At 75.4% G+C, this 19,621-nt stretch carries 15 protein-coding genes; 11 read left to right on the top strand and 4 right to left on the bottom strand.

Annotated features, from left to right (window positions below):
- Position 1 precedes the first annotated feature (1 nt).
- The 9 genes from ACIRQF_RS11215 to ACIRQF_RS11175 all read left to right on the top strand — a co-directional run bounded on the left by ACIRQF_RS11215 (position 2) and on the right by ACIRQF_RS11175 (position 12,482).
- A complete protein-coding gene (locus ACIRQF_RS11215; RefSeq protein WP_404091030.1) occupies positions 2 to 1,129 on the top strand; it encodes an HAD-IIIC family phosphatase in 1,128 nt (375 codons plus the stop codon).
- Positions 1,126 to 2,439 (top strand): MFS transporter, encoded by a 1,314-nt coding sequence (locus tag ACIRQF_RS11210; RefSeq protein ID WP_404091027.1) that lies wholly within the window; start codon positions 1,126 to 1,128, stop codon positions 2,437 to 2,439. Before ACIRQF_RS11215 ends, ACIRQF_RS11210 begins: the two co-directional genes overlap by 4 nt.
- Complete coding sequence (locus ACIRQF_RS11205; protein ID WP_404091024.1) at positions 2,436 to 3,257, top strand: thioesterase II family protein; 822 nt, start codon at positions 2,436 to 2,438, stop codon at positions 3,255 to 3,257. Before ACIRQF_RS11210 ends, ACIRQF_RS11205 begins: the two co-directional genes overlap by 4 nt.
- The gene (locus ACIRQF_RS11200; protein WP_376636447.1) at positions 3,254 to 3,451 is read left to right on the top strand and encodes an MbtH family NRPS accessory protein; all 198 of its coding nucleotides are present in this window, start codon (positions 3,254 to 3,256) and stop codon (positions 3,449 to 3,451) included. The genes ACIRQF_RS11205 and ACIRQF_RS11200 overlap by 4 nt, the downstream gene beginning before the upstream one ends.
- Positions 3,448 to 4,782, top strand: a complete 1,335-nt coding sequence (locus ACIRQF_RS11195; RefSeq protein ID WP_404091020.1) for a cytochrome P450 — start codon at positions 3,448 to 3,450, stop codon at positions 4,780 to 4,782. The genes ACIRQF_RS11200 and ACIRQF_RS11195 overlap by 4 nt, the downstream gene beginning before the upstream one ends.
- Before the next feature lie 84 nt (positions 4,783 to 4,866).
- On the top strand, positions 4,867 to 8,193 hold the full coding sequence (locus tag ACIRQF_RS11190; protein WP_404091017.1) for an amino acid adenylation domain-containing protein: 3,327 nt from the start codon (positions 4,867 to 4,869) through the stop codon (positions 8,191 to 8,193).
- A 1-nt stretch (position 8,194) separates the two neighbouring features.
- A complete protein-coding gene (locus ACIRQF_RS11185) occupies positions 8,195 to 9,430 on the top strand; it encodes a condensation domain-containing protein (RefSeq protein WP_404091014.1) in 1,236 nt (411 codons plus the stop codon).
- A gap of 420 nt (positions 9,431 to 9,850) precedes the next feature.
- Positions 9,851 to 11,500, top strand: coding sequence for a sigma-70 family RNA polymerase sigma factor (locus ACIRQF_RS11180; protein WP_404091011.1), 1,650 nt, complete (start codon positions 9,851 to 9,853; stop codon positions 11,498 to 11,500).
- Positions 11,501 to 11,864: 364 nt separating this feature from the next.
- Positions 11,865 to 12,482, top strand: a complete 618-nt coding sequence (locus ACIRQF_RS11175; RefSeq protein ID WP_404091008.1) for a DUF998 domain-containing protein — start codon at positions 11,865 to 11,867, stop codon at positions 12,480 to 12,482.
- Between the two features lie 31 nt (positions 12,483 to 12,513).
- Here the strand turns inward: ACIRQF_RS11175 and ACIRQF_RS11170 are convergent, their stop codons facing one another.
- Positions 12,514 to 13,332: an SDR family NAD(P)-dependent oxidoreductase gene (locus ACIRQF_RS11170; protein ID WP_404091005.1), complete on the bottom strand. Its 819-nt coding sequence runs from the start codon at positions 13,330 to 13,332 to the stop codon at positions 12,514 to 12,516.
- 227 nt (positions 13,333 to 13,559) lie between these two features.
- Between ACIRQF_RS11170 and ACIRQF_RS11165 the strand changes: the two genes are divergently transcribed.
- Positions 13,560 to 14,981 (top strand): amidase, encoded by a 1,422-nt coding sequence (locus ACIRQF_RS11165; RefSeq protein WP_404091002.1) that lies wholly within the window; start codon positions 13,560 to 13,562, stop codon positions 14,979 to 14,981.
- Between the two features lie 69 nt (positions 14,982 to 15,050).
- Here the strand turns inward: ACIRQF_RS11165 and ACIRQF_RS11160 are convergent, their stop codons facing one another.
- Positions 15,051 to 16,607, bottom strand: coding sequence for an MFS transporter (locus ACIRQF_RS11160; protein WP_404090999.1), 1,557 nt, complete (start codon positions 16,605 to 16,607; stop codon positions 15,051 to 15,053).
- Positions 16,608 to 16,716: 109 nt separating this feature from the next.
- Between ACIRQF_RS11160 and ACIRQF_RS11155 the strand changes: the two genes are divergently transcribed.
- On the top strand, positions 16,717 to 17,658 hold the full coding sequence (locus ACIRQF_RS11155) for a LysR family transcriptional regulator (RefSeq protein WP_404090997.1): 942 nt from the start codon (positions 16,717 to 16,719) through the stop codon (positions 17,656 to 17,658).
- Between the two features lies 1 nt (position 17,659).
- Here ACIRQF_RS11155 and ACIRQF_RS11150 read toward each other — a convergent pair whose 3' ends face one another.
- Positions 17,660 to 18,325, bottom strand: coding sequence for a LuxR C-terminal-related transcriptional regulator (locus tag ACIRQF_RS11150; protein ID WP_404090994.1), 666 nt, complete (start codon positions 18,323 to 18,325; stop codon positions 17,660 to 17,662).
- Positions 18,316 to 19,473: a sensor histidine kinase gene (locus ACIRQF_RS11145; protein WP_404090992.1), complete on the bottom strand. Its 1,158-nt coding sequence runs from the start codon at positions 19,471 to 19,473 to the stop codon at positions 18,316 to 18,318. Before ACIRQF_RS11145 ends, ACIRQF_RS11150 begins: the two co-directional genes overlap by 10 nt.
- Positions 19,474 to 19,621 lie beyond the last annotated feature (148 nt).

Raw genomic sequence — 19,621 nt, 5'->3', positions numbered from 1 at the left:
CGTGACGGTGACCGACACGGCGGACAAGGACCGCGGGGCGACGGCCGCCGCCGCACCGCCGGTGAAGTGCCTCGTCTGGGACCTCGACGGGACCCTGTGGCAGGGCACCGTCCTGGAGGGTGACCTGCCCGTGCTGCGCCCCGGCGTGCGCGATCTGCTCGACGCACTGGACCGACGGGGCATCCTGCACGCCGTCGCCAGCCGAAACGACCACGACCAGGCCTGGCCGCACCTCGAACGCCTGGGCGTGGCCGAGTACTTCGTGTGCGCCCGGATCGGCTGGGGCCGAAAGCCGGACGCCGTGAAGGACATCGCCGAACGGCTCGGCTTCGCCACCGGGGCCCTCGCCTTCGTCGACGACACGGAGCACGAGCGGGCCGAGATGGCCGCCCGCCTCCCCGAGGTGCGGGTCTACACGCCCGAGGACCTCGAACGTCTCGGCGAACGGCCCGAGTTCACCCCCGACGTCGTCACCGCCGACGCGGCCGGGCGGCGCCGCATGTACCAGGCCGGGATGGCGAGGGACCGGGCACGGGAGGCGTTCGACGGGCCCGACGAGGAGTTCCTCCGGTCCCTGGAGATCGAGATGAGCATCGCCCGGGCCACCGAGGACGACCTGCACCGCCTGTCCGAACTGACCCTGCGCACCAGCCAGATGAACGCCACCGGCGTCCACTACGCGCACGACGACCTCGTCCGTTTCATCGCCGAACCGGGCCACGAGGTCCTCGCCGTCACCATGAAGGACCGCTTCGGCTCGCACGGCGCCGTCGGCGTCGTCCTGCTGCGCACCGACACCCCCCGATGGCACCTCAAACTGCTCGCCACCTCCTGCCGGGTCGTGTCCTTCGGCGCGGGCTCGCTCATCCTGCGCAACCTCCTCGACCAGGCGGCCCGCAACGGCACCGGCGTCGTCGCCGACTTCCGGCCCACGGACCGCAACCGGGTGATGGAGATCGCCTACCGCTTCGCCGGCTTCGAGGACGCGCCCGCCGAGGCGACCGAGGAGCTGCCGCCCGCCGAGGACGGCGTCCAGCGCCTGCACGCGGCCCCGGACCGGCAGTCGCCCGAGCGGGCCGTCACCGTCCGGGCCGTCCGGCTCGGCCCCGACGCCGAGGAGGACGCGTGAGCGCACCGGCACCCGGAGACGACACCCGGGTACGCACCGGCACGGACCCGGCCTTCGGACCCCAGGGCTGGGGCGACTACCGCCGGCTCTGGGCGTCCTCCGCGGTGTCCGCGCTCGGCGACGGCATGCGCCTCACCGCCCTGCCGCTGCTCGCCGTCTCGTACACCACCGACCCGCAGCTCCTCTCCCTGGTCACGGTCGCGGGCACGCTGCCGCTGCTCGCCTCCCCGCTCGCCGGCATCGCCGCCGACCGGTGGAACCGCAAGCGGCTGCTCGTCACCGTCGACCTGTTCCGCTTCGTGCTCATCGGCCTGCTCGGCCTCGCCGTCCTCGCCGACCTCGTCGGCCTGGTGCTGATCTGCGCGGTCGCCCTGCTGCTCGGCGTGTGCGAGGTGTTCTTCGTCGTCACCGCCCAGTCCTTCCTGCCCCAGGTGGTCCGCAAGGACCGCATGACCGCCGCGTACGGGCGGCAGCACGCCGCCCAACTGGTCTGCCGGGACTCCGTGGGCCAGCCCGTCGGCGGTCTGCTCTTCGCCGTCGGCATGGCCCTGCCCTTCGTGCTCGACGCCGCCAGCTTCCTCGGCGGCGTCCTGCTGCTGCTCGCGGTCCGTCCGGCGGCCATCCCGCGCACCGCCGCCCCCGGTGCGACCCCGGGCTGGGGCGCCATGATCAAGGACGGCTACCGCTATCTGCGCGGCGAGCGGCTGCTGCTCACCCTTGCCGGAATGCTCGGCACCATCAACTTCTTCGTCGCCGGCATGAGCGCCGTCCTGGTCCTGTACGTGCTCGACCGGCTCGGCCTGCGCCCGGGCGCCTACGGCTTCTTCCTGGCCGCCGGTGCCCTCGGCGGCGTGCTGGGCGGCACCCTCGCGGCCCGCGCCCGCACCCGGTTCGGGCTCTTCCCGGCGGCGCTCGCCGGACTCGTCCTGACCGGAGCCTCCGCGTTCCTGCTCGGGGTCACCGCGACACCCGTGCTCGCCGGGGCGGCGTTCCTGCTGATGACCTTCGGCGCCGTCATCTACCAGACCCTGACCGTCTCCTTCCGCCAGACGGCCGTCCCGCCCGAGGTCCTCGGCCGTGTGAACGGCGTCTACCGCCTCTTCGGCACCGGCACGGCCCCGCTCGGCGCGCTGCTCGCGGGCTTCGTCGCCGACCGGTTCGGCGTACGGACCCCCTTCCTGCTCGCGGGTGCGAGCCTGCTGCTGCTCGTGGCCCTCGCCTGGCGCCCGGTCACCGGCATGGCCGCGGCCCAGGAGCGGCGGGAGCAGGAGCAGGAGCGGCGGGAGTCCGGCACGGAGGTGGACGGATGAGAGAGCTGCCCGGAGGCTGGTACGACCTGACGCCGGCCGCGCCCGGCACGCCGGCCGGACCGTACGCGCTGCTCTTCCCGTTCGCCGGCGGCAACATCCACTCCATGCGCGAGTGGATCGCCGAACTCGGTCCCGGATGGCGCCCCCTGGTGGCCCAGTACCCGCTCCGGGGCCGCCGTCAGCGCACCCCCATGCCGGCCTCCCTCACCGAGCTCGCCACCGAACTCGGCGACGCTTTCATGGAGTTCGCGCCCGGCGAGCGGCCACTGCTGCTCGGCCACAGCCTCGGCGCGCACCTCGCCCACGCCGCCGCCGTGCGGCTGGAGGAGCGGGGCGTCGCGCCCCGGCTGCTGGTGGCCGCCGCCTCCCGCACCGCCGACGGCACCGCCCGCCCCGGCGAGGTGCCCCTGCACCGGCGCTCCGACCCCGATCTGATCGAGGCGCTCGGCCTGGACGGCACCGTGCCCGAGGCGCTGGCCGACCCGCGGTTCGCCGAACTGTTCCTGCCGGTGATCCGGGCCGACCTGCGGCTCGGTCACGACCACCTGGCCGCCGGCTACGCGCGTACGGTCCACTGCCCGGTCCTCGCCGTCGGGGGCACCGAGGACCCGCTCGCCGGACCCGACGACGTGTCCGCCTGGTCCAGGACCGCCGCCGGCGACTTCGCCCTCGAACTCGTCCCGGGCGGCCACTTCTTCCAGCAGGCGGGCGGCACCGGCCTGCGCGGACACTTCGACCGGGCGCTCACCGACACCCGCCGGCGCCACCCGGTCCCGGCCGCCCCGTACCCCCACGACGACAGCGGAGACGCCCGATGACACCGACAGCCTCGCACCGCGTACTCGTGAACGACGAGGAGCAGCACGCCATCGTGCCCGCCCACTTCACCGCCCCCGACGGCTGGCACGAGGCCGGGTACGCGGGGGACGCCGAGGCCTGCGAGCGCTGGGTCGACGCGCACTGGCCCGACATCCGCCCGCGCAGCGTCAGGGAAGCGATAGGCCGCTCATGAGCACCCCCACCGTCCTCCCGGCCGCCGCCCTCGACGGCGTCGACCTCACCGACCCGCGCCGCCACGCCGCACAGGAACTCGGGCCGGTCTTCGCCCGGCTCCGCACGGAGGCGCCGCTCGCCTGGCACCCGGCCCCGGCCGGCGCGGAACGCGGCTTCTGGGTGGTGAGCCGGCACGCGGACGCGGTCGCCGTCCTGCGCGACACGGCCGGATTCTCCTCCGCGCGCGGCAACATGCTCACCACGCTGCTCGCCGACGGCGACTCGGCGGGCAACCGCATGCTCGTCGTCAGCGACGCACCGTGGCACACCGAGCTGCGGGCCGAGATGCGCAAGGCCTTCACGCCCCGCGCGCTCGCCGAGATCGGCGAGCGGATCCGCGCCACCGCCCGCCGCGTGGTGCGGGAGGCCGCCGCACGCGGCGCGGCCGGCGAGCCGGTCGACATGGCCGACGACATCGCCGCCCACATCCCGCTCTCCGCCATCTGCGACCTGCTCGGCGTACCGGAGCGGGACCGGGCCTTCATCCTCCGGCAGACCAGCGTCGCGCTCGGCTCCCACGAGCCGGTGCCCGCCACGCTGGAGGCGCGCCTCGCCCAGGCCGAGATCCTCATGTTCTTCGCGAAGCTGGCCCGCAGACGGGGCGGCGGCCCCGCGCTCGACGCCATCTCGCTGCTCGCCCGCGCCGAGGTCGGGGCACGCCGGCTCAGCGAGGACGAACTCGTCCTCAACTGCTACAGCCTGATCCTCGGCGGCGACGAGACCACCCGCCTCTCCATGGTCGGCGGTGTCCACGCCCTCGCCCAGCGCCCCGAGCAGTGGCGCCGGCTGCGGGACGGCGAGGTCGGGACCGAAGGCGCGGTGGAGGAGATCCTGCGCTGGACCTCGCCGCTGCTCCACGCCGGCCGTACGGCCACGCGCGACGTCGACCTGCACGGGCACACCGTCGCCGCCGGTGACGTGGTCAGCGTCTGGCTGGGCTCGGCCAACCGCGACGAGCGGGTGTTCACCGCGCCCGACACCTTCGACCCGGGCCGCACCCCCAACCGCCACGTCACCTTCGCGCACGGCCCGCACTTCTGCCTCGGCGCCCATCTGGCCCGTATCGAACTCGGCGCTCTGCTCGACGCGTTGCGCGAGTCGGTCACGGAGATCGAGCCGGCGGGCCCGCCGAGCCCGGTCTACTCGGCCTTCGTCTCCGGACCGGCCCACCTCCCGGTCGTCCTGCGCCCCGGCGCCCCCCGCGGCCAGGCCGCGTCTTTCGGATCAGGCCGGGCCCGTGGTGTCCGGCACGCGCGTCTGACGCCCCCTGATCGGCCTGATCCGGCCTGATCCGAAAGACACGACCTGGCGCCCCACCCGTCACGACTCGGCCGCCCGGCCACCGCTCGGGCCTCAAGGAAGGGCACGTACGTCATGCCAGACCTCTCCCTGCACGGTGTGTTCGACGCCGTGGTGACCCGCTCGCCCGAGCGCACCGCCCTGATCGCCGGCCCGGACCGGATCGGCTACGCGGAGCTGCGGCGGCGCGCCGACGCCCTCGCCGTCCGGCTCACCCGCCTGGGCATCCGGCCGGAGGACCGGGTGGCGGTCCACCTGGAGCGCTCGGTCGAACTGATCGTCGCGATGCTCGGAGTGCTCAAGGCGGGGGCCGCGTTCGTGCCCGTGGCCCCGGAGTACCCCCGTGAGCGCATCGACTTCATGCTGCGCGACTCCGGCGCCGTGGCGGTCGTGACGGAGCCGGGGACCGCACCGCCCGGCGACGTACCGGTGGTGCCGGTCGCGGGCGCGACCGACGCCGAGGAGGAGCCGCTCGCGCCCGTGGCCGTACCGGCGGACGCCGCCGCGTATGTCATCTACACCTCCGGCTCCACCGGGCGGCCGAAGGGCGTGGTCGTCACCCACGCCAACGCCCTCGGGCTCGTCCAGGGGCAGGACTACGTCCGCTTCGGCCCGCAGGAGACGTTCCTGCAGCTGTCACCGACCTCCTTCGACGCCTCGGCCTTCGAGATCTGGGGCGCGCTCCTGCACGGCTCGGCCCTCGTCCTTCCGGGTACGACCTACCAGGCCGTCGAGGCCCTGCCGGAGGTCGTGCGTGAGCACGGCGTCAGCACCCTGTTCCTCACCCCGGCCCTCTTCCACGAGCTCGTACGGGGCAAGGTCGAGGTCTTCGACGGCGTCGGCCAGGTCGTCGTCGGCGGTGACGTGCTCTCGCCCTCCCGGGCCGGGGAGTTCCTGCGCCATGCCGCCGGGCAGGACCGCCGCGCCGTCCTGGTCAACGGCTACGGGCCGACCGAGACCACCACCTTCGCCACCGCCCGCTCCGTCACCCCGGACGACGCGTCCGGGGACCGGCTGCCGATCGGACGCCCGCTGGCCGGCGTGCGCGTGTACGTCCTGGACGAGGAGCTGCGGCCGGTGCCGGACGGCGAGCAGGGCCAGCTCTTCGTCGCGGGCAGCGGCGTGACCCGCGGCTACGCCGGTCGGCCCGGCGCGACCGCGGCCGCCTTCCTGCCCGATCCCTGGGGCGATGCGCCCGGCGCCCGCATGTACCGCACGGGCGACCTCGGCAGGCTGCGCCTCGACGGCGCCGTCGAGTACCTGGGGCGCACCGACGACCAGGTGAAGGTGCGCGGCTTCCGCATCGAGCCGAAGGAGGTCGAGCTGGCGCTGCTCGGGCTGCCCGACGTGCGCGAGGCCGCCGTCGTCGCCGAGGAGCACGCCGACGGCGGCAAGCAGCTCGTCGCGTACGTCGTCGCCGACGAGGACGCGGGCCGGGACCCGGCCCGTCTCCGGGCCGCGCTCGGCGAACGCCTGCCGGCCCATCTCGTGCCGTCCCGCGTGGTGTTCACCGCGGAGCTGGGGCTCGGCCCTTCGGGGAAGCTGGACCGCCGCGCCCTGACCGGTCGGAAGCCCGTGCCGGACCCGGCGGGTGCGGGTGCACGGGACACGCCGGACGCGCTGCAGGCACAGGACGCGCCGGACACGCGGGACGCGCCGGACAGGCTGGACGCTCCGGACACGCTGGACAGGCTGGACACGCCGGCCTCGTCGGACGCGCCGGACTCGTCGGCCTCGTCCGACGCCCAGGCCGAGCGGGGCGGTGAGGTGCCCGCCGGCCGCAACCAGGCGATCCTGGCCGAGGTCTGGGCGAAGGTCCTCGGCGTGCCCCGGGTCGGCCCCGACGACGACTTCTTCGCGCTCGGCGGCGACTCCATGCTCGCCATCCGCGCCGTCGCCGACGCCGAGGAACTCGGCGTGACGGTGTCCCTGGGCGCCATGTTCCACAATCCCGTGCTGCGCGAGGTGTGCCCGCCCGACACGGAGCCCGTGCCCGTCGACGGGGCCGAGGAGCCCGTGCCCCAGGCGGAGCACCCGGGCGACGCACCGTCGAGCGGTGGGCCGGCCGCGCTCCCCGAGGGGGCCGAGGCGTCCTACCCCGCCACCCGGCTCCAGCTCGGCCTGATCTTCGAGGCGGTGGCGAGCGCGGACCAGTCGCTGTACCACGACGTCATGGCCCACCGCGTCGGCGCCCGGCTCGACGAGGCGGCTCTGCGTACCGCCCTCGACCGGACGGCCCGCACCCACGAGGTGCTGCGCACCCGCTTCGACATCGGCGCGGAGGGCGGACCCCACCAGGTGGTGGAGAGCGCCCCGGCCCTGCCGCTGACGGCGGTGGACCTGCGGGGCCTGGACGAGGAGACGTTCGAACGCGAACTGGAGCGGCTCGCCGCCGAGGCCGGGCGGCCCTTCGACGTGGAGCGGGCCCCGCTGATGCGCGTGTACGCCGCCGCCCGTGACGAGGACTGCTTCTGGCTGGTCTACGGCTTCCACCACGCGATCATGGACGGCTGGAGCGACACCGTCTTCCTGACCGACCTGATGGACGCCTACGCCCGGGTCCTCGCCGGCGAGGACCCGGCGCCGCGCCGGCCGGCCCTGAGGTACGAGGAGTTCGTCCGTCTGGAGGAGCGAGCGCGGGAGTCCGCGGAGACCCGCGCGTTCTGGCGCGCCCGTACCGCTGACCTCCGGCCGACCCTGCTGGCCCGGCCCGGCGTCGCGCCGAGCGCCGGGCGTCTGCGGATCGCGCGGTCGGTGCCGACCGGGCTCCGCGAAGCGCTCACCGCGGTCTCGGCCCGTCTCAGGGTGCCGTTGAAGAGCCTGGTGGTGGCCGCCCATCTCGCGGTGGTCGGCGAACTCGGCGACACCGAGCGGCCCGTGGCGGGCCTGCCGGTCAACGGCCGTCCCGAGGCCGCGGGGGCCGACCGGCTGGTGGGCCTGTTCCTCAACATCCTCCCGGTCTCCGCCCGGCTGACCGGAGCGACCTGGGAGGACCTGACCCGGCAGGCCTTCGACGCCGAACGCGGCGCCCTCGAACACCGGCGGTTCCCCCTCCAGGAGATCCGCGACCAGGCGGGCGGCCCGCTCTTCGACGTCATCCTGAACTTCGCCCACTTCCATCTGTGGGCCGGCCTGTCCGACGGCGGCACGGGCGGACCGCACGGTCCGGGCGACCGCGGCGGGGCGGGCGGACGGATCAGGGTCGACGGCACCCGCATGTGGGACAAGACGAGCTACCCCCTCGTCGTGGACGTGGTGCTCGACGCGGTGGACGACGACCTCCGGATCGACGTCACCGGCGACACCGGCCAGTGGGACGAGGCCGGCCTCGAACGGGTCTGGGCGATGCACCGTGACGCCCTCGCGGCGCTCGCGGCCGACCCGAGCCGCCCGGTGGCCTGAGGTGCGGCCCGAGGCGACGGAGCGGCGGACCGCGCCGCTGAGCCCGGCCCAACTGGCCATCTGGATGCACGAACAGGTGTCCGCAGAGCCCACCCTCTACATCGAGCACGCGTGCTACGAGATCCTCGGCCCCCTCGAGGAGGACGCCTTCGCCGCCACCGTGGAGCAGGCGATCGCCGCCCACCCGGCGTTCACCGCGGCGGTACGGGTACGGGACCGGGTCCCGGAGATGGTGTTCGGCGCCCACGCGGTCCCGGTGGAGCGGTGGACGGTCGGCGCGGACGAGCTGGACGGCACGGTGGAGCGCGAGTCGCTCACCGGGCCGTCCCTGGCCGGTGGGCCGATGAGCCGCTGTCTGCTGCTCTCGGTCGCGCCGGGGCGGCGCGTGCTGCTCCTGGTCTGGCACCACCTGGTCGCGGACGGCGCGTCGCTGCGGGTGTTCCTGCGCACCCTGGAGGCCCTTCGGTCCGGCGCGGCCCCCACCGGGGCGCCCGCGCCGGTGACCCCGCCCGCGCCGGCGGACACGACCGCCCGTGCCCGCGCCGTCGCCGAGCGGGTCGGCGCGCTGCCGGTGCGGGCCCTGCCCGCCCTGGAGGACGGCCCGGGGCGGTCCCGGCGGCTCGTCCTCACCGAGGACGCGGGCGTGGTGCCGGGCCTGGCCCGCGCCGCGACCGCGGCCCGGGTCACCGTGCCGATGCTCCTGACCGGCGCCTACCAGCGGGCGGTGGGGGAGGTGCTCGGCCTGGAGGAGTTCCTCCTCGGGTGCGTCGCGGCGGGTCGTTGGACGCCGGGTTCCGAGAACGTCGTCGGCTGCTTCGTGAACACCATCCTGCTGCGTGCCGACGGGCGCCCGGGGCGCCCGGACCGCGAGCTGCTCCGCACGAGCGGCCGTGAGCTGACGACGGCGCTCGCCGACCAGGACGTCCCCTTCGGAGCCGTCGCCGGTCATCTGCTGCGCGAGGCGCGGCCGCGCCCCCGGTACTTCCCGCAGATCTACCTGAGCATGGACGGCCCGCACCCCCTGGACCTGCCGGGCCTGGACTGCCGGCGGGTGCGCGTCCACCATCCGCAGGCCAAGTTCGAGGTGGCCCTGATCGTCGAGTTCGACCCCGACGGCGTCCAGGGAGTCCTCCAGTACCGCACCTCCGCTCTCACCGACTCCACCGCCCGGCACCTCCTGGACGCCTTCACCGCCCACGTGCGCCGACTGGCGGGCGGGCACCCCGCGCGGTCCTGAGCACGCCCGGCACCACGGGCGCGTACGGCGTGCCCACGGACGTCACAGGCATGCCCGTGGGCACCACGGGTGCGTGCGCACGGACTCCACGGGCGTGGCCGGCACGGCTGCCTCGTACCGCTCCCACCTCCGCGGGCCGGTCAGCGGGATCGCCCGCGGGGTGGTGAGCCGCTCCCCGGTCCGGCCCGGTTCGACGTACTGCAGACGTACCGCAGGGAAGCCCCCTTGCCCTCGGCTCGTCGACGGCCCCACGCCAGGCGTCGGAGTGCACGCGAAGGCAAGCCGGCGGCGCGCCCCGTCCGAACGTCCGACGGAGTTCTCGAAAACCTCTTCGGAGATTTCCGTTATCGTGCGCCCACCCCCCGATCTCCCAGGTGTTGGGCATCGGCAACAGGCAGGACGAACAGCATGACGCAGGGGATGGCAGTACCGAACGGCACCGAGCTCGTCAGGGCCGCGCAGAGCGGCGACGCGGAGGCGCAGGACCGGCTCGTCGCCTCCTGGCTGCCGCTCGTCTACAACATCGTGGGCCGGGCGATGAACGGGCACCACGACGTGGACGACGTCGTCCAGGAGACCATGCTGCGGGCGCTCGACGGGCTCGGCGGACTGCGTTCCCCGGACAGCTTCCGGTCCTGGCTCGTCGCCATCGCCATGAACACCCTCCGCACCCACTGGCACCGGCAGCAGGCCGGCCGGACCACCGGTGCCCTCGACGACGCCCGCGACCTCGCCCAGCCCGGCGCCGACTTCGTCGACCTCACCGTCGCCCGGCTGCAGCTGTCCGGCCAGCGGCGCGAGACGGCCGAGGCGACCCGCTGGATGGAGCCCGAGGACGCCGCCCTGCTGTCCCTGTGGTGGCTGGAGTGCGCCGGCGAGCTGACCCGCCACGAGGTCGCGGCCGCGCTGGAACTGTCGCCCGAGCACACCGCGGTGCGGGTGCAGCGCATGAAGGAGCGCCTGGAGACCTCCCGCGTGGTCGTCCGCGCGCTGTCCGCCCGGCCCCTGTGCCCCACGCTCGCCTCCGGGCTCGGCACCTGGGACGGCCGGCCCTCCGCGCTGTGGCGCAAGCGCATAGCCCGGCACGCCCACGGCTGCCCGCACTGCGGCGGCCTGTGGCAGGGCCTGGTGCCCGCCGAGGGGCTGCTCGTCGGACTGCTCCTCGTCCCCCCGGCGGCGCTGCTGCTCGGTCGCGTCCGCGAGAGCGCGGGACTCGCGCCGCAGCTCGCCGCCGCGACCGCGCCCCGCGCGGCCGGACCCCGGCCCGGCTCCGCGCGGGCCCGGCACGCCGCCAGGCCGGGCGGGCAGGCCGCCACGGGCGGCACCCGGGGCGCCCGCCGCAAGGAGGAGCAGCGCAAGCGGGGACGCCGCCGGGCCGTGGCCGCCGCGGGCCTCGCGATGGTGGCCGTCGCCGGCGGGACCTTCCACTTCCTCACCGGCCCCGAGGGCGGTGACCCGGACGCGGTCGACGTGACGCAGGCCGCGGCCCCCGACACGTACGCCGTGGACACGCAGCCGCAGACCACCACGACCTCGCCCTCCGCCTCGCCGACCCCCACCGCGAGCCGCTCCGCCCGGCCGACCCCGCCCAGGCCGACGCCCACCCCGACGACGAAGAAGCCGTCCCCGCCGCGCACCACGACCCCCGCGCCCCGCCCGAAGCCCACCGCCTCTTCCAGCGGCTCCGGCGACACCTCCGACTCCCGCGAGGTCGTCGACCTGGTCAACGCCGAGCGGGCGCGCGCCGGCTGCGGGCCGCTGACCGAGAACTCCCTGCTGACCCGCGCCGCGCAGGGCCACTCCGACGACATGGCCGCCCGTGACTTCTTCGACCACACCAACCCGGACGGCGACGGCCCCGGCGAGCGCGTCACCGCCGCCGGGTACCGCTGGTCGACGTACGGCGAGAACATCGCGAAGGGCCAGCGCACACCGGCCGAGGTGATGGACTCCTGGATGAACAGCCCCGGCCACCGGGCGAACATCCTCAACTGCGACTTCCGCGAGATCGGCATCGGCATCCACACGTCCGGCGGCCCCTACTGGACGCAGGTCTTCGGCGCGCGGTGAGCGCGGGTGCCGGTCCCGTTCCGCGGCCCGCGGCGGAGGCGTTCGCGTCCGGCGGTGCGCCGGCTCCCGGCCCGGGAGGCGTTCCCGGCCGAGGGCGAGGCTTTCGCGTCCGGTGGCGGCCCCGTTCCCCGGCCCGCGGTGATGCCGCCCCGGCGGGGGCGCCCGTTCCCCGGCCCGCGGTGATGCCGTCCGGGCCGTTGGCGGCCCCGTTCCCCGGCCCGGTGATGCCGTCCCGGCCGGCGGCCGCCCGTTCGCCGGCCCGGTGATGCCGTCCCGGGCGACGGCGGTCCCATTCCCCGGCCCGCGTCGGGCGGGCCCGGCGTGCTGCGTCGCCGACCGGCGATCACCCGCCTACGGTGATCCGATGCGACCCGTTCCGCTGTGGGCCCTCGTGCCGTCGGGCTGCGCCCCCGTGGTGCTGGTCGGCGGCTGGACGACCGCGGCCGCGCTCCAGGGGCCGTCCTACGACGCCGTCCGACAGACGATCAGCGTCCTGGCGGCCTACGGCGCCGCCGGGTTCTGGGTGATGACCGGCGCGCTGCTCGCCCTGGGCGTGTGCCATCTCGGCACCGCCTGGGGGCTGCGCGCCGCCGCCCCCGTGGGCCGCGCCGCGCTCGCCGCCGGAGGGCTGACGGCCCTGGTCGTGGCGCTGTTTCCCACCCCCAGCAGCGGCGGCTCGCTGCGGCACGGCTCCATCGCCGCGACGGGCTTCGCGCTGCTCGCCCTGTGGCCGGTCCTGGCCACGGGCCGGGGCGCCCGTCGCCCCGCGCCCTGGGCGCTGCGGCGCGGTCCGGCTCTCGCGGCGACGGGCTCGATGGGTTTCGCGGCGCTCTGGTTCGTCTTCGAGGCCGATGCCCGCGGTGCCGCGGGCATCGCCGAACGCCTGGTGACCTTCATGCAGTCGCTGTGGCCGCTGGTCGTGGTCGTCTCCTGCCTGTGGCACCAGCGGGCGAACGCGGACGAGCGGCGCACCGCGGCGTAGTGCGCCGGCCGTCGCCCGGAGCCCGGGGCCGTCAGGCCCGCGGGGCGCGCGGCTCCATGTGGAACGCGAAGCCCAGCGTGCCCGGGTCCAGGGTGGTCGCGCCGCCGTCGACGGTGAGGACCGCCCCGTTGACGAAGGAGGCTGCGGGGGAGAGGAGCCAGGCGATCGCCTCGGCCACCTCGCGCGGCTCGCCGGGCCGTCCGGCCGGCAGGGCCCGGGTGACCTCGTCGTACGCCGCGTCGAGGCCGTCCTCCCCGAGGCCGGCCTCCTCGGCGAAGCGGTTCATCCGCCGGTCCGCCATGTCGGTGCGCACCCAGCTCGGGCACACGGTGTTGGCGCGCAGTCCCGCGCCGCCGTAGTCGACGGCGAGCGAGCGGCACAGCTGGAGCAGCGCGGCCTTGGAGGTGGCGTAGGCGGCGCTGCCGACGCCGTTGCGCAACGCGGAGACCGAGGCGACCGCGACGACGGCGCCCCGGGCGTCGAGGAGGTGCGGAAGCGCGGCGCGCAACAGGTGGAAGGGGCCGGTGAGGTTGGTCCGCATGACCTCGTCCCAGTCCTCCAGGCTCACCTCGCCCACCCCGCCGCCGCGGCCGATCCCCGCGTTGAGGACGAGGCCGTCCAGCCGCCCGTACGCGTCGAGCGTCGCGTCGACGAGGGCGCGTACGGCGTCGGGCTCGCCGATGTCCGAGGGGACGGCGAGCGCGCCGGTCTCGGCGGCGACCAGGTGCAGGGGCTCCGGCCGGCGCCCGGAGACCGCCACCCGGTGCCCCGCCGCCGTCAGCAGCCGGGCGGTCGCGGCGCCGATGCCGGTTCCGCCGCCGGTCACGAGGTACACGCGCTGGTCCGCCATGCTGGTCGAGCCTCCCCTGGGTCGCCGGTCGCGGAGGGCCGGACCGACAGGGCCGGACCTCCGCGACCGATCGTGGTCGTCGTTCGCCCGGGTGCACCCTGGTGTCTCCGACGATCTGTGGTGATCTCCGGTGATCATAGGAAGCGCGCGAACCCCTCGCGTGTTACTCGACGGTAGGCAATGATGGGGATCCCACTCTTCACACGGCGGCGGGGGCTGAGACAGCGGTGACGACTTCCGAGGAACTGACGAAGGTGCACGCCTTCCGGGACGACGCCCTGGGGGAGCACGACGCCGTCGGCCTCGCCGCGGCGATCCGGCGCCGTGAGGTCGGCGCCGCCGAGGTCGCCCGCGACGCGGCCGCGCGCGTGCGCGCGGTCGAGGAACGGCTGCACGCGGTGCAGGTGCACCTCGACGCGCCCGCGCCGTACGAGGAGGGGCCGGCGGGCGGCGCCCTCGCCGGCGTGCCGACCTTCGTCAAGGACAACACCGACTACCGCGGGCTGCCGACCGGCCACGGCAGCGCCGCCTTCACGCCGAGGGCCGCGCGCCGGCACGCGCCGTTCGCCCGGCAGCTCCTGAGCAGCGGCGTCACGGTGCTCGGCAAGACCCGGCTGCCCGAGTTCGGCTTCAGCCCGACCACGGAGTACGAGAACGCCGAGCCGGTGCGCAACCCGTGGAACACCGGCTGGTCGGCCGGCGGTTCGTCCGGCGGCAGCGCGGCCCTGGTCGCCGCCGGCGCGGTGCCGATCGCGCACGCCAACGACGGCGGCGGTTCCATCCGGATCCCCGCCGCCTGCTGCGGACTCGTCGGCCTCAAGCCGACCCGCGGCCGGGTCGTCCCGAACGCGCAGAGCCGTCAACTCCCGCTCGACCTCGTCACGGACGGCGTCGTGAGCCGTTCCGTACGGGACACCGCGGCCTTCCTCGCCGCCGCCGAGACGCACTGGCGCAACCCGAAGCTGCCGCCGCTCGGCCTGGTCGAGGGCCCCTCGGAGCGGCGCCTGCGGATCGGCCTCCTGCTGGACTCGCCGAACGGCGTCCGCTCCGACGACGTCACCCGGGCGGCCGTCACGGAGACCGCGCAGCGGCTGGAGGGCCTCGGGCACACCGTGCAGCCGGTGGAACTGGCCATCGACCCCCGCTTCACCGACGACTTCCTCACGTACTGGGGGATGCTGTCCTTCCTGCTCGGCGTGACGGGCCGCACCCTCGGCACCGGCTTCGACCGGCACCGCATGGACGGCCTCAGCCGCGGGCTGCGCGAGACGTACCTGGAGAACTGGCGGGGCACCCCGGGCGTGGTGCGGCGGCTGAAGCGCACGGTGGAGGCGTACGCGGCCGGGTTCCGCGGTCTCGACCTCATCCTGTCGCCCGTGCTCGCCCACACCACGCCGGAGCTCGGCCGCCTCAGCCCGGACGTCCCGTACACGACGCTGGTCGAGCGGATCCTCGCGTACGTCGCGTTCACTCCGGTCAACAACGTGGTCGGCACACCGTCGCTGTCGCTGCCGGCGGAGCGCACGACCGAGGACGGGCTGCCCATCGGCGTCATGTTCTCCGCGCGGCCGGGCGACGAACGCACGCTCCTGGAGCTCGCGTTCGCGCTGGAGGCCGAGCGGCCCTTCCGGCGCATCCAGGACGTGTGACCACGGGACCGGGCCGTGCGGCCGACCGGCCACACGACCAGGACCGGTGACCGACCGGCGTCGTCGGCGTCAGGAGCGGGCGCGACGGCGGCGGACGAGCAGCGCCTCGAGGACGACGAGCGTGCCCAGCATGAGGACGGACGCGCCGACCACCCGCAGCGCCGTCCCCGCGGCGCTCACGAACGCCCCCACGACCTCGGGGGCGCGGACCGGCGAGGTGACGGCGAGGGCCTGGGCCACGGTGTGCGGATCGTGGCCCGCCCGGATGTCCCGCGGGAGCGCGGCGGCGAACCGCGAGGTGAGCACGGTGCCGATGACGGCCACCCCGAGGGCACTGCCGAACTCCCGTGTGGTGGCCTGCAGTCCGGCCGCGACACCCGCCTGGTGCGGGGGCAGCGCGACGGCGATGGCCGCGGACAGGGTGGGCAGCGCGAGCGTGAGACCGACCCCGGTGAGCACGAGCCACGCGGCGTACCCCGCGTAGGGCGTCGCGTCCCCGCACGTCGACAGCCCCAGAAGTCCGCAGCCGACGCACGCGAAGGCCGCCGCGAGCACGGCGTCGAGGCCGAACCGCGAGGAGAGGCGTCCGGAGTGCCGCGCGCCCAGGACGAGCGGAAGGATCAGCGGGAGGATCCCGAGACCGGTCGCGAGGACGCCGAAGCCCTTGGCGTACTGCAGGAACGAGGCGTTGACGTAGAACAGCGCGAACATGCCGAAGAAGACCGCCGTCATGCCCAGACACGCGCTGCGCAGGGCGGGGGAGCGGAAGAGCCGCGGATCGAGCAGGGGGTGACGACTCCTCAGCTCGACCAGGGTCCACAGCGCGAACAGCACGCCGGAGCAGCCGAATCCGGTGACGACGACGGCGCTGCCCCAGCCCGACTCGGGGCCCTGGACGATCCCGACGAGCAGCGCCACGGAGGCGCCGACGAGCAGCACCGTGCCGGGCAGGTCGAGCCGGCGGTCGTTGCGGGGTGACACCGGCGCGACCCGCCCCACCAGCGCCGCGAGGACGCCCGCCACCGGCACGGCCGCGGCGAACAGCCACCGCCAGGACCCGCCGGCCAGCAGTGCGCCGCCGCCCACGTTCCCGACGACCCCGCCGAAGCCGGTCATCGACGCCCAGGTCGCGATGGTGACGCCCCTGCGCTCGGCGGGGACGGCGTGCAACAGGACGGCCAGCGTGTTGGGCAGCACGGCGGCCGCGCCCACGCCCGTGACCGCGCGCCCCACGAGCAGCAGCGCGGTGTCCGGAGCCGTCGCGGACAGCAGGGCGCCCGCCGCGAACAGCAGCAGCCCCGCCAGCAGGACGCCCTTGCGCCCGAACCGGTCCCCGGCGGCTCCGCCGGGGATCACGAGGCAGGCGAAGAAGACCACGTAGGTGTCGACGATCCAGATCAGCGCCGAGGACGACGGCCGCAACTCGCTCGCGGAGAGCAGGGGTACGGCCAGGTTGACGGCCGCGACCATGCCCACGGCGAGGACGACACAGGCGCACATGACGGCGAGCAGCCCGGGTGGCACGGCAGCGGGTCCGCCGGCCGGGGCGGCGGGGGAGACGGTGCGCGAGGCGGATCGGGGGCGGGCCGGGGAGATCCGCCGGAGAGGCGTCGGTTTCAGAGGCATGACGAGGACGCTAGAGAGCGAAGCCCTGTGCACGCTACGCAACTTCGGCAAAGACAACTTGCGTACAGTGCAACAGGGGAGTCCGCGCCACGACGGGGAGTGTGTGTCCATGGGATCCGAGCAGCTCGATCTGAACCTGCTGCGCGTGTTCGACGCGCTCCTGCGCGAGCACAGCGTCACGGCGGCGGCCGAGCGCCTGCATCTGTCGATCCCGGCCACCAGCCGGGCACTCGGCCGGCTCCGCCGGGCGATGAACGACCCGATCCTGGTCCGGGCGGGCCGCGGCATGGCCCCGACGCCGTTCGCCCTGCGTGCCGCACCCCGGGTGCGGTCGCTGCTCGACGAGGCCTCGGCGCTGATCAGCGCGGACCGCGCGTTCGCGGTCGGCGACCTCCACCGCACGTTCACGGTCCGCATCAACGACGGAGTGGCCGCGACCCTCGCGCCCCAGGCCGTCGAGGCCACGGCCGCCGTCGCCCCGGGCGTGGTGCTGCGGTTCGTCGCCGAGGGCAGCGAGAGCGCCGAGGACCTCCGCGACGGCTCCCTCGATCTCGACGTCGGCGTCGGCGACGTGACGGCCCCCGACCTTCGCACGGCGCCCCTCTACCGCGACCGGATGGTCGGCGTCGTCCGTGCCGACAGTCCGCTCGGCCGCCGCCGCGCCCCGACCCTCGCCCAGCTGTGCGTCCACCCGCACGTATCGGCCTCCCGCCGCGGACACGCCCGCGGGCCCCTGGACCAGGCCCTCGACGCCGAGGGCCTCACCCGGCAGGTCGCCGCCGTCGTCCCGACGTCCGCCCTCGCGCTGCTCCTGGTCGCCTCGACCCCGTACGTCGGGCTCGTACCGCAGCGCCTCGCCGAGCATCACGCGCGGTCCCTGAACCTGCGCTGGTTCCCCGTCCCCGCGCCGCTCCCGGCCCTCGACGTCCGCCTCTGCTGGCATGCCCGCCTGGACGCCGACCCGGCCCAACGCTGGCTCCGCGACACGGTCCGGGGGGCCGTCGGGGGCTCCGCGGCACCGGGTCGGGCCTCCACCGAGGGGCGGGGCTGACTCAGCCGCCGGGGGATCCGGTCCCGCCGTGGCGACGGAGGTGGGCGAGGACGGCGCGGACCCGGCGGTGGCCGCTGTCGCCGGCCGACAGCCCGAGCTTGTGGAAGACGTTGCCGATGTGCTTGTGGACGGCGTTGTCGGTGACGAAGAGCCGCTGGGCGATGCCGGCGTTGTCGTGCCCTTCGGCCATCAGGGCCAGGACCTCGCGTTCGCGGGGGGTGAGGGCGTCGACGGGATCGCCGCGGACGGCCAGCAGCTGGGCGATGACCTCGGGGTCCATCGCCGTCCCGCCGGCGGCCACCCGGCGCAGGGCGTCGGTGAATTCGTCGACGCGGCTCACCCGGTCCTTGAGCAGGTAGCCGATGCCGCCACCGGTGTCCGCCAGGAGGCGTCCGGCGTACGCGTGCTCGACGTACTGGGACAGGACCAGCACCGGAAGCCCCGGGTGGTCGCGGCGGGCGCGGAGGGCGGCGCGGATCCCCTCGTCGCGGAAGGCCGGGGGCAGCCGTACGTCGACGACGGCGATGTCCGGTCGGTGGGTCTCGACGGCGGCGAGCAGGCCGGGGCCGTCGCCCGTGATCGCGACGACGTCGAAGCCCTGGGAGCTCAGCAGGAGTTCGAGCCCGGCGGCCAGCAGGACGTTGTCCTCGGCGATGACTACGCGCACGGCAGCTCCACGGTGACGACGGTCGGCCCGCCCGGCGGGCTGCTGATCCTCAGGGTGCCGTCCAGGGCGGCCGCGCGGCGCCGTATTCCGTCCAGCCCGCTGCCCCGGTCCGCGTCCGCCCCGCCGGTGCCGTCGTCGGTGATCGCCGCGGACAGGTTCATGCCCTCGCGGGCGACACGGACGGCGGCCCGGCTGGCCCCGCTGTGCCGGGCGACGTTCGCCAGCGCCTCGGTGACGGCGAAGTAGGCGACCGCCTCGACCGCGGCGGGGACCTCACCCAGTTCGCCGACGTCGATGCGGGTCGGCACGCCGGCCCGGGTGGCCAGGGTGCCGAGCGCGCCGCGCAGGCCCTGGTCGGCGAGGACCGGGGGGTAGACCGCACGGATGACGGAGCGCAGCTCGGTCATGGCCTCCTCGGTCTCGGCCCGGGCCTGTCGGACGAGGGCGGCGGCCGCGTCGGGGTCCTGGGGAAGGCTCTGCCCGGCCACGGCGAGGCGGATGGCGATCGCCACCAGCCGGGCCTGGGTTCCGTCGTGCAGGTCGCGTTCGATCCGGCGGAGTTCCGCGCCGTGCGCCTGGAGGACGTCGGCGCGCGTCCGGGTCAACTCGGTGACGCGCGCGGCCAGGCGTTCCGTGGGAGAGGGTGCCAGGACCGCCAGGCAGCACCGCGCGTGCGCCCGGGCGAGCGGCGGCAGGGCGAGGCCCGCCAGCGCCGCGAGGAGCAGGAACTGCGCCAGGTTGAGCGTCAGCGCGGGAACCCAGCCGTCGACCGGGTCGCCGAGCAGGAGCAGCCGCGGCGGATCCGACGGGGGAAACGCCCACCACGCCACGCCGACGACCAGGGTGAGGAGCAGATTGCCCAGGCCCAGCAGGGCGACGCCGCCCGCCGGAACGCCGATGGCCACCTGGATCGCGAGCCACGCCAGGTCGCGGCGGAGCGCGCGCGGGCGCGGTCCCAGCGGCCGGTCCAGCAGCACCCCCGCACGCCGGCGGTGGTGTTCCGCCCACGGTGTCGCCAGCGCGGGGAGACACAGCAGGGGCGCCGCCACGAGCGTCACCGTCGCGGTCATGAGGGTGCCGAGCAGATAGCGCCCGCTTCGCGCGGTCCGGGCCGACCGTGCGAGGGTCCCGCCGATCACTCCGTGCACGGTCTCGCCTTCGTCCGTCGTACGGGCTGGGGAGCTGCCCCTCGGACGCGTCACTGTACGGGCCGGGCCGCGCCGCGGCACTACAGTCAGCTGTAGCTCTCAAAAGGGTTCCTGGGGTAGCGAGTTGTGTCCCGTGCCCTCCCTAGCG

The organism is Streptomyces sp. NPDC101191 (assembly GCF_044767915.1).
In the GTDB taxonomy this organism is placed as follows: Bacteria; Actinomycetota; Actinomycetes; order Streptomycetales; family Streptomycetaceae; genus Streptomyces.
This window is presented reverse-complemented; position numbering and strand designations above follow the sequence as displayed.

Bases quoted from the DNA above. Each gene is read 5' to 3' on its own strand.
- ACIRQF_RS11205 (WP_404091024.1), top strand. From the start codon at position 2,436: ATGAGAGAGCTGCCCGGAGGCTGGTACGACCTGACGCCGGCCGCGCCC.
- ACIRQF_RS11200 (WP_376636447.1), top strand. From the start codon at position 3,254: ATGACACCGACAGCCTCGCACCGCGTACTCGTGAACGACGAGGAGCAG.
- ACIRQF_RS11195 (WP_404091020.1), top strand. From the start codon at position 3,448: ATGAGCACCCCCACCGTCCTCCCGGCCGCCGCCCTCGACGGCGTCGAC.
- ACIRQF_RS11190 (WP_404091017.1), top strand. From the start codon at position 4,867: ATGCCAGACCTCTCCCTGCACGGTGTGTTCGACGCCGTGGTGACCCGC.
- ACIRQF_RS11180 (WP_404091011.1), top strand. From the start codon at position 9,851: ATGGCAGTACCGAACGGCACCGAGCTCGTCAGGGCCGCGCAGAGCGGC.
- ACIRQF_RS11175 (WP_404091008.1), top strand. From the start codon at position 11,865: ATGCGACCCGTTCCGCTGTGGGCCCTCGTGCCGTCGGGCTGCGCCCCC.
- ACIRQF_RS11170 (WP_404091005.1), bottom strand. From the start codon at position 13,332: ATGGCGGACCAGCGCGTGTACCTCGTGACCGGCGGCGGAACCGGCATC.
- ACIRQF_RS11160 (WP_404090999.1), bottom strand. From the start codon at position 16,607: ATGCCTCTGAAACCGACGCCTCTCCGGCGGATCTCCCCGGCCCGCCCC.
- ACIRQF_RS11155 (WP_404090997.1), top strand. From the start codon at position 16,717: ATGGGATCCGAGCAGCTCGATCTGAACCTGCTGCGCGTGTTCGACGCG.